This is a genomic window from Streptosporangium sp. NPDC004379, from assembly GCF_042873875.1.
In the GTDB taxonomy this organism is placed as follows: domain Bacteria; phylum Actinomycetota; class Actinomycetes; order Streptosporangiales; family Streptosporangiaceae; genus Streptosporangium.
The window spans coordinates 217,690-231,307 of the sequence record NZ_JBIAMC010000009.1; the positions used below are offsets into that span (position 1 = coordinate 217,690).

The window sequence follows — 13,618 nt, forward strand, 5'->3', positions numbered from 1 at the left end:
GGCTCCTTCAGGAGTGCTGCCAGCGGACTTCGCCGCCGACGACGGTGGTCATGACCTTGGTACGCAGCACAGCGGCCGGCGACTCCACGAAGGGGTCGGTGTCCACCGCGATGAAGTCGGCGAGCTTGCCGGGTGCGAGGACGCCCTTGTGGTTCTCCTCACCCGCGGCGTAGGCCGCGCCGAGGGTGTGGGCGGTGAGGGCCTCGCCCATGCTCAGCCGCTGCTCGGGCTGCCAGCCGCCGGCGGGCGTGCCGTCGACGCGGGTACGGGTCACCGCGGCGTACAGCGCGGCGAAGGGGTTGGGGTGCTCGACCGGGGCGTCGGAGCCGAAGGCCAGCGCGACGCCGACGTTCAGCATCCCGCGCCAGGCGTAGGAGGCCAGCTCGTGCCCGGCCAGCAGGGTGTCGACCAGGTCGATGTCGCTGGTGCAGTGTACGGGCTGCATCGAGGCGACGATGCCCAGCCTGGCCATCCTGGAAAGATCGTCGACCCGCAGGTGCTGGGCGTGCTCGATGCGGTGCCGCAGCCCGGCCGTGCGGCCGAGGGCCTCGTAGGCGTCGATGACCAGGTGGTTGGCCTGGTCTCCGATGGCGTGCGTGGCCACCGCGATACCGGCCCCGGCGGCCGTGCCGAACAGCCTGACCAGGTCCTCGTACGGCGTGACCGCGATGCCCACGTTGCCCTGCTCGCCGGCGAAGGACTCGCCCATGTGGCAGGTGTGCGAGCCGAGCGCCCCGTCACTGAAGATCTTCACGGGTCCGGTGCGGAACCAGTCGTCGCCCTGCCCGGTGCGGCGCCCCTCGGCGATGGCCGCCTCCAGGTGGATCATCGGGATCGCCTTGTGCACACGCATCTTCAGCTCGCCGGCGTCGCGCAGCTCCAGGAAGGCGGCCCGGCAGTCCTCGCCGTCGATGTCGTGAAGGCTGGTCAGGCCGAGGGCGAGCAGTTCCTCCTGCGCGGCGCGGAGCTGGTCGCGCAGGTCGGCGGAGACCATGAGGTCGCGCAGCGGGTAGGAGGCCGACTCGCGCAGGATGCCGGTGGGCTCCCCGCTCGCGTCCCTGACGATCTCGCCGCCCACCGGGTCGGGGGTTCCGGCGTCGATGCCGGCCAGCCGCAGGGCCGCGGAGTTGGCCCACACCGTGTGGCCGTCCACGCTGGGCAGCGCGACCGGCAGCTCGGGGCAGACCGAGTCCAGCGCGTACCGGTCGGGCTGCGCCGGCGGGTCCCAGGTGTTGCTGTTCCACCGGCCGCCGAACAGCCAGGCGCCGGGTCGCAGCCGCGCCGCGTGCGCGGCCACCCTGGTCAGCGCCTCGTCCAGGGAGCGCACGTCACGCAGGTCCACCGCGTCCAGGCTCTGGGCGTACTGCGCGGTGTGGATGTGGGCGTCGTAGAGCCCGGGGAGCACCGCGGCGCCCTCCAGGTCGATCGGCTCCGCTCCCGGGCCCGCGGCCTCGCGTACCTCCGCCTCCCCGCCGACGGCCAGTAGCCGTTCACCGTCCACGGCCATGGCCTGGGCCAACGGGTTGCCGCTGTCTCCTGTGCGGATGGCGGCGTTGCGGTATACGCGGATGCTCATGTGACTCTCTAGGGCTCGAATCGATTGGCGGTGGCCATCACTGTAGAAGTGGCAGAAAGAAGTCGGAAGCGCTATAAACACGACATTCAGCACCTCTGAGCATAAGGAGCTCTTATGCTGAAGCCGGAACACCTGCGAACTCTCCGTGAAGTCGTTGAGCTGGGGTCCTTCGCCGCCGCCGCCAACCGGCTCGGTTACACTGCGTCGGCCGTCTCCCAGCAGATGGCCGCGCTGGAACGGGAGATCGGCGTCAGGCTGTTCGCCCGCTCCGCCCACAGCGCGCTGCCCACCAGCGCCGCCGAGGTGCTGGCCAGGCAGGCCGAGACCGTGCTCATCGACATCGAGCGCATGGTCACCACCGTGCAGGCCGTGCACAGGAACAGCGAGCGGCAGATCCGCCTGGGCGTCTTCCCCAGCTTCACCGACGTGCTGACCGGCGTGCTGCGGCGGATGGAGCCCGGGGAACGCGCCGGCGTCAGGGTCTCCGTCGCCGAGTCATCCCAGCTCATCCCGCGCTTGGGCGCCGGCGGCGAGATGGACGCGGCGATCATCTACCAGGTGGGGAACTCCGGCCTGTCGTGGCCGTCGGCACTGGGCCGGCGCTGGATCGCCGAGGACCGCTACAGACTCGTCCTCCCGCGCAGCTGGCCCGATCTGGCGCCCCACCGGGTCGAGCACCTCGTCGACCTGCCGTGGATCATGCACCACCCGGGGACCAGCGACGCCGCCATCTTCGAGGGCCTGTTCGCCCACTGGGGGCTGCATCCCCGGGTGGCCTGTCACTCCGACGACTTCAAGATCACCATAGCCATGATCGGGGCGGGGATGGGCGCGGCGCTCGTCCCGGAGCTCGCGCTGCGCGGGCACGGCCCCGACATCGTGGTCGCCGACGTGCCGTGGCTGAACATCAGCCGCAGCATCTTCACCCTCGTCCACCCCGACCGCGAGACCGCCCGGCTGCAGTCCCTGCTGGACGCGCTGACGCTCTGACCGGTCCCGCGCACTCGACGGGGCACGGCGGATCTGCCAGCATGTGCCGGATCACGGGCGCGGCCGGCGACGGACCCGGCGCGCCGACCGTCACCGCCCGGGCTCCCCCGTGACCGGAGCGGGCGTTAGGAGATCCTTGACTGTGGAACACGAGGCGGCGATCGCCAGGTCCGCCGAGGCCATACGCCTCCACCGCGGGCACAACATCCTCATCGAGGCCGGCGCCGAGCCGGTCATCGACCGGCTCACGCGCCGCGACCGCCCGGCGCCCGCCTCGCCGCCCGAGCTGTGGGCCTGGACGTTCGTGGTCAAGGACATGATCGACGTCGCCGGGCTCCCCACCACCCGGGGGTCCGTCCTGTACGGGAGCGAGGAGGCGCTGACCACCGCGCCGTGCGTCGAATCGCTGGAGCGCGCCGGGGCTTTCCTGGTCGGCAAGGCCAACCAGCACGAGTTCGCCTGGGGCGTCACGAGCGAGAACCCGCACTGGGGCGATGTGCGCAACCCACGCCACGAGCACCTGGCCCCCGGCGGGTCGAGCGGCGGCACGGCCGCGGCGCTCGCCGCCGGGATCGCCCGGTTCGGCCTCGGCACCGACACCGGCGGCTCGGTGCGGATCCCGGCGGCCTGCTGCGGCGTGGTCGGCCTGCGTCCCAGGGCCGGCGCCGTCTCCTCCGAGGGGGTCGCGCCCCTCGCCCCGATGTTCGATGTGGTCGGGCCGATGACCGTCTCGGTCGCCGACTGCGCGCGGGTGTGGGAGGTGCTCTCCGGAGAGGCCGTCGAGCCGCCGCCCTCGCTGTCGGGGATGGTCGTCGGCGTCGCCGAGGGATGCGCGCAGGCCGGGGAGTTCGCGGACCTGGGGGCCGAGGTCCGCGAGATCGCCCTGCCGTACGGGATCCTGTCCCCGTACTGGACGATCGTGGGCGCGCAGGCCCGGCGCACCCACGAGGCCACCTACCCGGCGAACGCCGCGAGCTACAGCGCGGGCGTGCGGCGGAAACTGGACGACGCCGGCGGGATCGGCCATCGGGAGTACCGCCGGGCGGTGGAGGAGCTCTCGGCCTTCCGGGCCGGATTCTCGGCGGAGACGGCCGGCGTCGACGTCCTGATCATGCCGACGCTCGGCGGTCCCGCGCCGCGGGCCGGCTGCGACGAGGCCGCGGTCCGCGGCGAGGTCGGCCGGATCACCTCCGTCGTGTCCGCGCTCGGCCTGCCCGCGCTGGCCGTCGGAGACCTGCAGGTGGTGGGGCGCAGCGAGGCCGACGTGCTGCGGGCCGGCCTGTGCCGGGAGTCCCGCGGAGGCGCGATCCCCGCGCCGCGCTGAACGTCAGGCGTGCGGCGACAGGCTCCACGGGTCGATCGGGACGACGCCCGTGCAGCGGCCGGAGGGGTCGAGGAGCCGCCCGTAGAGCTTCGACTGCCGCAGGACGATCTGCCGGTCGGCGATGCTCACGTACGGGAAGCGCTCCTCAAGGCGCATCACCAGCGGATGCAGGTCGGAGACCCCGTGCAGGCCCACGGTGAGGAGCATGTTGCGGGCGCCCGCGAGCGCCGCGCACGTCCGCGTCTCCGGCCAGTCGAGCAACGCCCGGCCCGTCTCCTCCAGCAGGCCGTCCGGCATCCGCAGCCACAGCACCGCCGAGGAGTGCCAGCCCGCGTGCGGGCGCGCCAGGTCGCAGCGGAAGTCGATGTCGCCGGTCGCGACCAGGCGTGACAGCCTGCGCTGCACCGTGCGCTCGGACATGCCGACGGCCTGCGCGAGCTCGGTGTAGCCGGCGCGGCCGTCGGCGAGCAGTGCCTTGAACAGCAGCCGGTCGATCCCGTCCATCTGCCCGGTGGACTCCGCCGGCCCCGCCCCCGCCCCCGGCCCCGGCCGCCTGGCCAGCGCGCCCGCGGATCGCGGCGGCAGCACCCGCAGCCGCCAGCGGCACGAGGCCTCGAAGACGCGCGTGGCGACATGGGTGCGTACCTTCGCCACGCCGGGCACCCGCGGCAGGTCCGTGAGCAGGTAGTCCGCCAGCGCGGGCATCGACGCGGCGACGGCGATCACGAACAGGTCGTGACCGGCGGCGACGTGCTGCACGGTGATGAGGTGACCCGCCGCCGCGAGCGCGCCGGCGACCTCGACCACCGCCCCGGCCTCACAGTCGATCTCCAGGAAGGCCATGCTCATCGCGTGCATCTGGCGCCGCCCCAGGGCGACGGTGGTCCACGCCTCCCCCGCGCCGTTCAGCCGCTGCCAGCGCCGTGCCGCCGTCACCGGGTCGGCACGGATCGCCGCCCCGACCTCCACCCAGCTCGCCCGCGGGTTGATCTGGAGGGCGTCGATGAGTTCGAGGTCGGCCTCCGACAGCAACCGCCGGGGCTCGATGCCGGAATCCTGCATGATCGGTCCTTCAATGTCACATTGCTGCGTTTAAAGACCAAATGCACCTTATACCTCGATCCTTGTGCGGGCAGCCGCCCCCGGTCCTCCCAGGGCCCACCCCCGCTCACCCCGGCTCACCGCACGGAAGAGGACGCCTCCCGATGACCCAGCTTCACGATCGCGCCCCGGCACCGGCCGGGGAGGCGGACCACCGGCGCCCGGCGAGCAGGACCCGGCTGGTCGGCGTCCTCGGCGGCATGGGCCCGGCGGCCACCGTCGACTTCTACGGCAAGCTGGTGGAGGAGACCGCGGCCACCCGCGACCAGGCACACGTGCCCGTCGTCATCTGGGGCGACCCCCGCGTCCCCGACCGTTCCCTCAGCCTGCTCGGCGGCGGCGAGGACCCGACCCCGTACCTGCGGCGCGGCGTCGAGGGCCTGAAACAGGCGGGGTGCGAGGTGCTCGCCGTGCCCTGCAACACCGCCCACGCCTTCGTCCCCCGCCTGGCGGAGGAGGCCGGGCTGGAACTGGTCAGCATCATCGAGGTCACGGCCGACGCCCTCGCGGCCGACGGCGTCCGCGCGGCCGGAGTCCTGTCCACCTCGGGCACCCTGCACGCCGGCCTGTACGCCGACGCTCTGCGACGGCGCGGCGTGGCGGTGATCGAGCCCGACGAGCCCGGTCAGCGGCAGGTCACGGCCGCCATCGCCGCCGTCAAGGGCGGCGGCGCGCGACCGGCCCACCGACGGGCGCTGGCGGAGCTGTCCCGTTCCCTCGCCGATCGCGGCGCGGAGCGGGTCGTCACCGCGTGCACCGAGCTCGTCCTGGCCCTGGACCGCTCCCTCGTCCCCGTCCCGGTTCTCGACCCCGCCCGCCTGCTGGCCCGCCGGCTCGTCGAGACGGCGCTCGGCGCTCCGGCGGCCCACCGCGGCGGGCCGGCGCCTCCAGGTGCCACACTTCCCATATGACGCAGAAGGAGCCCCGTTCCCTGATGCCCAACATGCGGCTGGACGAGCTGCTGGCGGAACTCCAGGTGCGGCTGGAGGCGGTGCTGGCCACCCGCGACCGTGTGCACGCCCTCCTGGAGGCGGTCGTGTCGGTGGGCAGCGACCTGGATCTGGAGACGGTGCTGCGGCGGATCGTGGAGACCGCCACCACCCTGGTCGACGCCGGCTACGGCGCGCTGGGCGTGATCGGGGAGGAGAGCACGCTCGTGCAGTTCGTCCCCGTGGGACTGAGCGAGGAGGAGATCGCCCGGATCGAGCACTGGCCGCACGGCCTGGGCCTGCTGGGCCTGCTCATCAAGGAACCGCAGACGCTGCGCATGGCCGACCTGTCCCGGCACCCGGAGTCGTACGGCTTCCCGCCCGGCCACCCGCCGATGGGCTCCTTCCTGGGGGTGCCGGTACGGGTCCGCGAGGAGGTGTTCGGCAACCTCTACCTCACCGAGAAGCGCGGCGGCGGGGAGTTCGACGAGGAGGACGAGGCGATCGTGGTGGCCCTGGCCACCGCGGCCGGCGTCGCCATCGAGAACGCCCGCCTGTACGAGGAGACCCGCCGCCGGGAGGTCTGGCTGCAGGCCTCCTCCGACGTCACCACGGCCCTGCTGTCGGGCGCCGAGCCCACCGAGGTGCTCACGCTGGTGGCTCGCCGGGCCCGGGAGATGGCCGGCGCCGACGTCGTGGCGGTCCTGCTCCCCGGCCCCTCCGGCGAGACGCTGCGGTGGGAGATCAGCGACGGCGCTCCCGGCGTCCGGCCCGCCGGGGCCGAACTCCCCGTCTCCGGGACCCTCGCCGGCCGGGCCTTCCTCAGCGGCGAGCCGGTGACGGCGAGCGAACGCGACGCCGACGACGACTCCTTCATCGCCGACGCCGCCGCCGGCTTCACCCTCGGCGGGGAGACGCCGATCGGCCCGGTGGCCGCCGTGCCGCTGGGCCGGGCCGGGGCCGTCCGCGGGGTGCTGAAGCTCGGCAAGCGCACCGGCCGGATCCCGTTCAGCACCGGCGAGCTGCACACCCTGCGGTCCTTCGCCGGTCAGGCGGCGCTCGCCCTCGAGCTGGCCGAGGCCCGGCGGGACGCCGAACGCCTGGGGCTGCTGGAGGATCGCGACCGCATCGCCAAGGACCTGCACGACGTGGTCATCCAGCGGCTCTTCGCCGTCGCCATGACGCTGATGAGCATCGTCCGCCTCGTCGAGCACCCCGAGGCGGCCTCCCGGCTGCGGCACGGGATCGACGAGCTGGACGAGACCATCCGGCAGATCCGCTCCACCATCTTCGCCCTGCAGGCCCCCCGCGACACCGCCCCCGGTCTGCGCGCGCAGGTCGTGGAGCTGGTGGAGGGGGCCCGCGGGCACCTGGGGTTCATGCCGGGCCTGCGCCTGGAGGGCCGGCTCGACAGCGGGGTGCCGGCCCCGGTCGCCGAGCAGCTCACCGCCGTGCTGCGCGAGGCCCTGTCCAACGTCGTGCGCCACGCGAGGGCCTCCAGGGCCGACGTGCTGGTCGAGGCGGCCGGCGACGGGCTGCTCCTCAGCGTCCGGGACGACGGCGTGGGGCTGTCCGGTGAGGGCAGGCGCAGCGGCCTGCGCAACATGGAGGACCGCGCCCGGCAGCTCGGCGGTTCCTTCGAGGCGGGCGCGGCCCCCGGCGGCGGGACCCTGCTGACCTGGCGCGTGCCGCTCGGCGGCTGACGGCGGCCCGGCGGCCCTGTGACCGGGCCGCCAGGCCTTCACCGGAGCAGGCCGCCACCGTCGCGGGTCGCCACCGGCGCGAGCCGCCCTCAGCGCAGGCCGCCCTCAGCGCAGGCCGCCCTCAGCGCAGGCCGCCCTCAGCGCAGGCCGTCGAAGAGGTTCTCCTCGCGGTCCGGGGCGGGAACGCGGCTGAAGACGCGGATGAACGCCTCGTGGGAGAAGGCCCGATGCTGGGCGTCGGCGGGCATGCGCAGCAGGAAGATGTTCTCGCCCTGGCTGGCGTGCGCCTCCAGCGCCTTGCGCTTGCGCTCGACGTAGGGGGCGACGTCCACCATGGCGGTGATCTGCTCCTCGGGGACGCCGAAGTCGTCGGGCAGCTCGAACTCCTCCGGTGCCGCACCGGTCGAGCGGAGGAACTCGAACAGCTCGGCGATCCGCTCGCGGGGAACGGCGGTGTAGTAGAGCTTGGCGGGGACGCCGCTCGCCTCGGCCGCCGCCACGGTGATCCGGTGGGCCTGGATGTGGTCGGGGTGACCGTACCCGCCGTTCTCGTCGTAGGTGACCACGACCTGCGGGCGGTAACGCTCCATCAGCTCGGCCAGCCGCGCGGCGGCCCGTTCGACGGGGACGTTGGCGAAGGCGTCCGGCGCCTGGTTGGCGGCCCAGCCCACCATGCCGGAGTCGCGGTAGCCGAGCAGCTCCAGGTGGTCGATCCCGAGGTGGGTCACGGACTCGCGCAGCTCCGCCAGGCGCAGGGCGCTCACCTCCGACTCGTCGTGGCCGTCCTCGCCGGGCTTGATCCCTCCGGGGGCGTCGCCCTGCTCGCCGTTGGTGCAGGTGACCAGGACGGTGCGGACGCCCTCGTCCGCGCACCTGGCCAGGATGCCGCCGGTCCCGATCACTTCGTCGTCGGGATGGGCGTGCACGGCCATCAGCGTCAGCTGGTCCATCAGTCTTCGACCCTTCCGTCTTCCGTCACAGGTGGCCCGCGTGGCCGGGGGCGGCCCTTTCCGTCTTTTCCGGCCTTTTCCGAGTCCTTTGCGAGCCCGGACCACTCTACGGCGGCGCGCGACGGCACGCGGGACCGCGGATCTCCCGGAAGGATCTTCGGGGAGGGCCCGGCGCCGCCTTCCCCGGCGGCTTCCGGTGCCGCCCGCCGCGGACCCTCAGGAAGAGCCCTCGGGACCGCCGGGCTCGGCGCAGAAGACCACGCCGTCACCGGGGTCCACGACGACCTCGGCGCGCGCCGCGGGGACGAACGCCGACCGCCCGGCTTCCAGCCGCAGGCCGTCCGCCGTCGCCGTGCCCCGGGTGCACAGCAGGATCCGGGGCAGGCCGCCCGTCAGCCGGGTGACACCGCCCGCCCCCTCGCCGCCCGCCGGCCGCGCGTCCCCGTCCCGCCTGCCGTCCCCGTCCGGTCCGCCGTTCCCCGGCCGCTCGGTGCGCGCCTCGATCCGGCGCAGCCGGAACTCCGGCGCCGGGGTGGGATAGAGCCCGCCGGGGCCCGCCTCGACCGCCGCCGGGGCCGCCCCCGGGTCTGTGACGCGCAGCAGCTCCGGCACATTGAGGGGCTTGGGGGTGAGCCCGGCCCGCATGACGTTGTCGGAGGCTCCCATGATCTCCACGCCGAACCCCCTGAGGTAGCAGTGGAGCACGCCGGCCCCCAGGAAGAGCGCCTGCCCGGGGGCCAGCTCGTGACGTCGCAGCAGGAGCGGGGCCAGGCAGGCGGGGTCGCCGGGGTACAGGCGGGCCAGCCGCGCGACCAGCGCGTAGTCGGGGTGGTGCACGGCCGAGGCCGCCCAGGCGATCCGCTCGGCCGCCTCCCGCCGCTCCAGCAGCGCCGCCAGGGCGTCGAGGAGGGACCCGGCGGCGAGCAGCTCCGTCACCTCCCGTAGTTCGCGGACGCCCAGCCGCCCGACGAGCATCGCGGCCTGGCCTCCGTCGCGGAACCCGGCCAGCGCGGTGAACGGCGTGATCGCGCACACCAGCTCCGGTTTCGGCCAGGGGTCGCCGTAGACGCCCCGCGCGTGGCCGTGGGCGGCCTGCTCGGCGGTCGGGTGGACCTGCAGGGACAGCGGCCGGTCGACGGCGATGAGCTTCATCAGGTACGGCAGGCGGCCGCCGTACCTGTCCGCGGTCGCAGCCCCCAGGACGCCGGCCGGATCGGCGGCGGCGAGTTCGGCCAGCGAGCGCCCGTCGCCGTCCAGCCGCGAGGGCCCGGCGGGGTGGGCGCCGAGCCACATCTCCGCTTCGGGGCCGGGCGCGGGGACCGGCCTGCCGGTGAGCGCGGCGATGTCGGTCCGCGAGCCCCAGGCGTAGTCCTTGACGGGGTTGGCCAGCAGGTGCACGTGGGTCTCCTCGGGTCAGGTCCGGGCGTTACCGGGTCACGGAGCCGGGGGCGCAGGGGCAGGCGTCCGGTTCCCGGGTCACGGAGCCCGGGGGGCCGGAGGGCGCGGAGGCAGGACGAGGGCGGCGGCGCCGAGCAGGCCGGCGTCGCGCCCCAGGGAGGTGGCGTCCACCCGCAGGCGGCGCGTGAAGCCGAGTCCGGCGTTCTCCGCCACCGCCTGCCGGAGCGGGCCGAACAGCACCGGCCCGGCGGCGGCCACTCCCCCTCCGACGACGACGCGGTCGAGGTCGAGCAGGGCGGCGGCGGTGTGGAAGGCGGTGGCCAGCGCGTCGGCGGCGCGGCTGAAGGCGGCCTGCGCGATCTCGGATCCGGCGCGGGCGCTCGCGGCGAGCGCGCGGGCGTCCGCCCCGGTCCAGCCGCCCGCGCGGGCCCAGCGGACCATGGCGGGCCCGCTGGCGATGGTCTCCACGCACCCGGACGCGCCGCACGGGCAGGGATCGCCGCCGGGATCGACGGTGATATGACCGATGTGCCCGGCGTTGCCGGTCGGACCGAGGTACGGCACGCCGTCCAGGACGAAGCCGCCGCCGACGCCGGTGGAGACCACCACGCCCAGCACCGCGCGGGATCCGGGCCGCCACGGCTCCTCCCCCGGTCCGGACGCCGCCCCGGACGCCGTCCCCGGCGCTCCCGGTGATCCCGGCGCCGCCCCGGTCGCCGTCCCCGGCGCTCCCGGTGTCCCCGGCGGCGTCCCGGCCGCCGCTCCGGGCTCCTCCGGTGTCTCGGGGTCCGCCGGGAAGGTCCCCCGCCACCACTCCCCCAGCGCCATGCACTGGGCGTCGCCGGCCAGCCGTACCGGACGGCCGGGCAGCATCCGGCCGACGGCGCCGGCCAGGGGGAAGTCCCGCCAGCGGGGGATGTTGACCGGGCTGACCGTCCCGGCGCGCACGTCCAGGGGGCCGGCCGAGCCGATGCCGACCCCCTCGATCGCGTCGGCCGGCACCCGGGCGGTGATCTGCTCGACGACCTGGGCGAGCGCCCGGTCCGGCGAGCCGGCGCCGCTCAGCGGCACCTCGGCGCGGGCGGTCATGCCGCCGTCGGCGGTGACGGCCGCGGCGGCGAACTTGGTGCCGCCGATGTCCAGGGCGAGGACGGTCACCGGCGGGGCTCGTTCACGCAGCGCAGCACCGGGAAGGCGGTCAGCGCGGCCGGGTCGGGGAGGTTCCCGGCGGTGACGTGGAAGACCGCGCTCTCCCCCGGCAGCAGCGTCACCGGCAGGTCGTCCACCCGGGCGCCGGGGTCGAGCCGGTCGGGGAAGAGCGCCAGTTCGCGCAGGACGGTCCGGGCGGTGACCGTCACGCGGTAGCCGTCCCCGGCCGGTTCGGCGCGCGCGTCCCACGCCGCCTCGGGGAAGGCCACCCGGGTGTCCTCGTCGTAGAAGGACACCGCGCGCGTCTCGCCCAGACGGGCGACGAGCAGTTCGGCGGCCGGGTCGCCGGGGTCCGCCACGGCGGCGGGCAGCGGGAGGCGGGTGACGGAGCGGGGGGCGACGGTCACCCCGGCGGTCTCCTCGGCCAGGACCTTCCCGGAGACGTCGTGCCGGACCAGCGACAGCTCGCCGTGCCACGGTTCGGCCGAGTCGTTGACCAGCGCGACCTCGCCGTCGATGACGGCGAGCAGCCGGTCGGCGTAGACGCGGCGCAGCGCGTACCACAGGGGCTTGCGGCGGCCGTCGCCGTCGACGGCGGCCCAGGAGGTGACCGGCCAGCAGTCGTTGAGCTGCCAGACGACGCTGCCGGTGCAGTGCGGGGCCAGCGCGCGGAAGCGGGAGACGCCGAACTCGATGGCCCGCGCCTGGTTGAGCTGGGTCAGGTAGTGCCAGTCGTCGAAGTCCCGAGGCCGGGGCAGGTGCTCGCCCAGGCCGCGCAGCAGCTTGTCGTTGCCGTCGATCGCCTTCTGGTGGTGCAGCACCAGGGGCGCGTCGGAGGCCAGCTCGCCGCTGATCGCCCTGCGCATCGTGGCGTACGTCGCCGGGCCCTGGAAGCCGAACTCGGCGGCGAAGCGGGGGCGGTAGGCGGCGTAGCGGGTGTAGTCCTCGCGGTTCCACACGTCCCAGATGTGCAGGGTGCCGCGTGAGGGGTCGTTGGGCGGCAGATCGGGGGCGCCGGAGTAGGGGCTGCCGGGCCAGTAGGGCCGGGTCGGGTCGAGCTCGGCGACCACCCGCGGCAGCAGGTCGTAGTAGAAGCCCGCGCCCCAGCTGCGGCCTTCGAGCCTCTCCTGCCAGCCCCAGTCGGCGTGGCCCTCGATGTTCTCGTTGTTGCCGCACCACAGCACCAGGCTGGGGTGGCTCGCCAGCCGGGTGACGTTCTCCCTGGCCTCGGCCTCCACCTCCGAGCGGAACGGCTCCTCCTCGGGGTAGGCGGCGCAGGCGAACGGGAAGTCCTGCCAGACGAGCAGGCCGAGCTCGTCGGCCAGGTCGTAGAAGTCGTCGCTCTCGTACAGGCCGCCGCCCCAGACCCGCAGGAGGTTCACGTTCGCTCCGGCGGCCTGGGTGAGGCGTTCCCGGAGGCGCTCGCGGGTGACGCGGTTCGGGAAGCAGTCGTCGGGGATCCAGTTGACGCCGCGCACGAACACCGGCTCGCCGTTGATCCGCAGGCCGAACGCCTCGCGGTCCAGCTCGACGGCGCGGAATCCGATCCTCCGGCTCCACTCCTGGTCGCCCAGGCGCACGGTGAGGTCGTGGCGCGGCTGCCCGCCGTACCCGCGCGGCCACCACAGGTCCGGCTCGGGCACGGTGAGCGTCACCGTGGTCTCCCGCTCACCGGCGGCGAGCCACGTCTGTGCCGCGGCGCCCGCCACGGCGACGTCCAGCGCGAGCGGCTCCTCGCCGGTGCGCTCGACCCTGACGTGCACGTCCACCCGGCCGTCTGTCCCGTCGAGGGTGACCAGCGGGCGCACCTCGGCCAGCCGCGCGCCGCTCCAGCTCTCCAGTCCGATCGGCCGCCAGATCCCGGCGGTGACCACGGTCGGCCCCCAGTCCCAGCCGAAGTTGCACGCCATCTTCCGGATGAACTGGTACGGCTCGGCGTAGGCGCCCGGCCGGTCGCCCAGGGCCGCCCGCCGTTCCTCGGCGTAGTCGTAGGCGGAGCCGAACACCACGGTGAGGGTGTTGCCCCCCTCGCGCAGCAGGTGCCGTACGGGGAAGCGGTAGGAGCGGTGCTGGTTGGCGGTGACGCCGACCGTGACGCCGTTGAGGACGACCGTGGCGACGGTGTCGAGGCCCTCGCAGACGAGGTCGGTCCGCTCGTGCCCGTCCGGCGTCCAGGTGAAGGCGGTCTCGTACCGCCAGGTGGTGCGGCCGATCCAGGTGAGCCGGGTCTCGTTGTCGTCCAGGTAGGGGTCGTCGATGATCCCGGCGGCCAGCAGGTCGGTGTGCACGCAGCCCGGTACGGCCGCCGGCACCCCGGCCACCTCGGCGCCGGACGGCGCGGCGCCGGACGGCGCGGCGGCCACCCCGGCCGTCCCGGCGCCGGGCGGTGCGGTGGCCGCCTCGGCGTCACGCGGGACGGCGGTGAGGGTCCAGCCGTCGTGCAGCGGACGGTAGATGCTCAAGCGGTTCTCCTTCTCGCGGCGGTCTCCGGCCCCCGG

General features: G+C 74.6%; 10 protein-coding genes. 4 read left to right on the forward strand and 6 right to left on the reverse strand.

Annotated features, from left to right (window positions below; all coding sequences use genetic code 11):
• Positions 1–7 precede the first annotated feature (7 nt).
• Complete coding sequence (locus ACFYSC_RS21200) at positions 8–1,576, reverse strand: amidohydrolase (protein WP_389964114.1); 1,569 nt, start codon at positions 1,574–1,576, stop codon at positions 8–10.
• A 114-nt stretch (positions 1,577–1,690) separates the two neighbouring features.
• Here ACFYSC_RS21200 and ACFYSC_RS21205 point away from each other — a divergent pair, with 114 nt between their 5' ends.
• Together ACFYSC_RS21205 and ACFYSC_RS21210 are read left to right on the forward strand one after the other, a co-directional pair.
• The gene (locus ACFYSC_RS21205; RefSeq protein WP_389964117.1) at positions 1,691–2,566 is read left to right on the forward strand and encodes a LysR family transcriptional regulator; all 876 of its coding nucleotides are present in this window, start codon (positions 1,691–1,693) and stop codon (positions 2,564–2,566) included.
• A 142-nt stretch (positions 2,567–2,708) separates the two neighbouring features.
• Positions 2,709–3,890, forward strand: coding sequence for an amidase (locus ACFYSC_RS21210; protein WP_389964469.1), 1,182 nt, complete (start codon positions 2,709–2,711; stop codon positions 3,888–3,890).
• Between the two features lie 3 nt (positions 3,891–3,893).
• Here ACFYSC_RS21210 and ACFYSC_RS21215 read toward each other — a convergent pair whose 3' ends face one another.
• Positions 3,894–4,952 carry an Lrp/AsnC family transcriptional regulator gene (locus tag ACFYSC_RS21215; RefSeq protein ID WP_389964119.1) on the reverse strand — a complete coding sequence of 353 codons (1,059 nt, stop codon included), beginning with the start codon at positions 4,950–4,952 and terminating at the stop codon, positions 3,894–3,896.
• A 143-nt stretch (positions 4,953–5,095) separates the two neighbouring features.
• On the opposite strand from ACFYSC_RS21215, the gene ACFYSC_RS21220 reads away from it, so the two are divergent.
• Together ACFYSC_RS21220 and ACFYSC_RS21225 are read left to right on the forward strand one after the other, a co-directional pair.
• On the forward strand, positions 5,096–5,902 hold the full coding sequence (locus ACFYSC_RS21220) for an aspartate/glutamate racemase family protein (RefSeq protein ID WP_389964122.1): 807 nt from the start codon (positions 5,096–5,098) through the stop codon (positions 5,900–5,902).
• Positions 5,899–7,623 (forward strand): GAF domain-containing protein, encoded by a 1,725-nt coding sequence (locus tag ACFYSC_RS21225; RefSeq protein WP_389964125.1) that lies wholly within the window; start codon positions 5,899–5,901, stop codon positions 7,621–7,623. Before ACFYSC_RS21220 ends, ACFYSC_RS21225 begins: the two co-directional genes overlap by 4 nt.
• A gap of 137 nt (positions 7,624–7,760) precedes the next feature.
• On the opposite strand, the gene ACFYSC_RS21230 is transcribed toward ACFYSC_RS21225, so the two are convergent.
• From ACFYSC_RS21230 to ACFYSC_RS21245, 4 genes are all read right to left on the reverse strand, one after another.
• Positions 7,761–8,573 (reverse strand): PIG-L family deacetylase, encoded by an 813-nt coding sequence (locus ACFYSC_RS21230; RefSeq protein WP_389964127.1) that lies wholly within the window; start codon positions 8,571–8,573, stop codon positions 7,761–7,763.
• 216 nt (positions 8,574–8,789) lie between these two features.
• On the reverse strand, positions 8,790–9,971 hold the full coding sequence (gene manA / locus ACFYSC_RS21235) for a mannose-6-phosphate isomerase, class I (RefSeq protein ID WP_389964130.1): 1,182 nt from the start codon (positions 9,969–9,971) through the stop codon (positions 8,790–8,792).
• A 78-nt stretch (positions 9,972–10,049) separates the two neighbouring features.
• The gene (locus tag ACFYSC_RS21240) at positions 10,050–11,129 is read right to left on the reverse strand and encodes an ROK family protein (RefSeq protein ID WP_389964133.1); all 1,080 of its coding nucleotides are present in this window, start codon (positions 11,127–11,129) and stop codon (positions 10,050–10,052) included.
• Positions 11,126–13,582 (reverse strand): glycoside hydrolase family 2 protein, encoded by a 2,457-nt coding sequence (locus ACFYSC_RS21245; RefSeq protein WP_389964136.1) that lies wholly within the window; start codon positions 13,580–13,582, stop codon positions 11,126–11,128. The genes ACFYSC_RS21240 and ACFYSC_RS21245 overlap by 4 nt, the downstream gene beginning before the upstream one ends.
• Positions 13,583–13,618: the final 36 nt, after the last annotated feature.

Excerpts from the sequence above, each read along its gene's own strand:
- ACFYSC_RS21215 (WP_389964119.1), bottom strand. The coding sequence starts at position 4,952 with ATGCAGGATTCCGGCATCGAGCCCCGGCGGTTGCTGTCGGAGGCCGAC.
- ACFYSC_RS21230 (WP_389964127.1), bottom strand. The coding sequence starts at position 8,573 with ATGGACCAGCTGACGCTGATGGCCGTGCACGCCCATCCCGACGACGAA.
- ACFYSC_RS21220 (WP_389964122.1), top strand. The coding sequence starts at position 5,096 with ATGACCCAGCTTCACGATCGCGCCCCGGCACCGGCCGGGGAGGCGGAC.
- ACFYSC_RS21205 (WP_389964117.1), top strand. The coding sequence starts at position 1,691 with ATGCTGAAGCCGGAACACCTGCGAACTCTCCGTGAAGTCGTTGAGCTG.
- ACFYSC_RS21200 (WP_389964114.1), bottom strand. The coding sequence starts at position 1,576 with ATGAGCATCCGCGTATACCGCAACGCCGCCATCCGCACAGGAGACAGC.
- ACFYSC_RS21225 (WP_389964125.1), top strand. The coding sequence starts at position 5,899 with ATGACGCAGAAGGAGCCCCGTTCCCTGATGCCCAACATGCGGCTGGAC.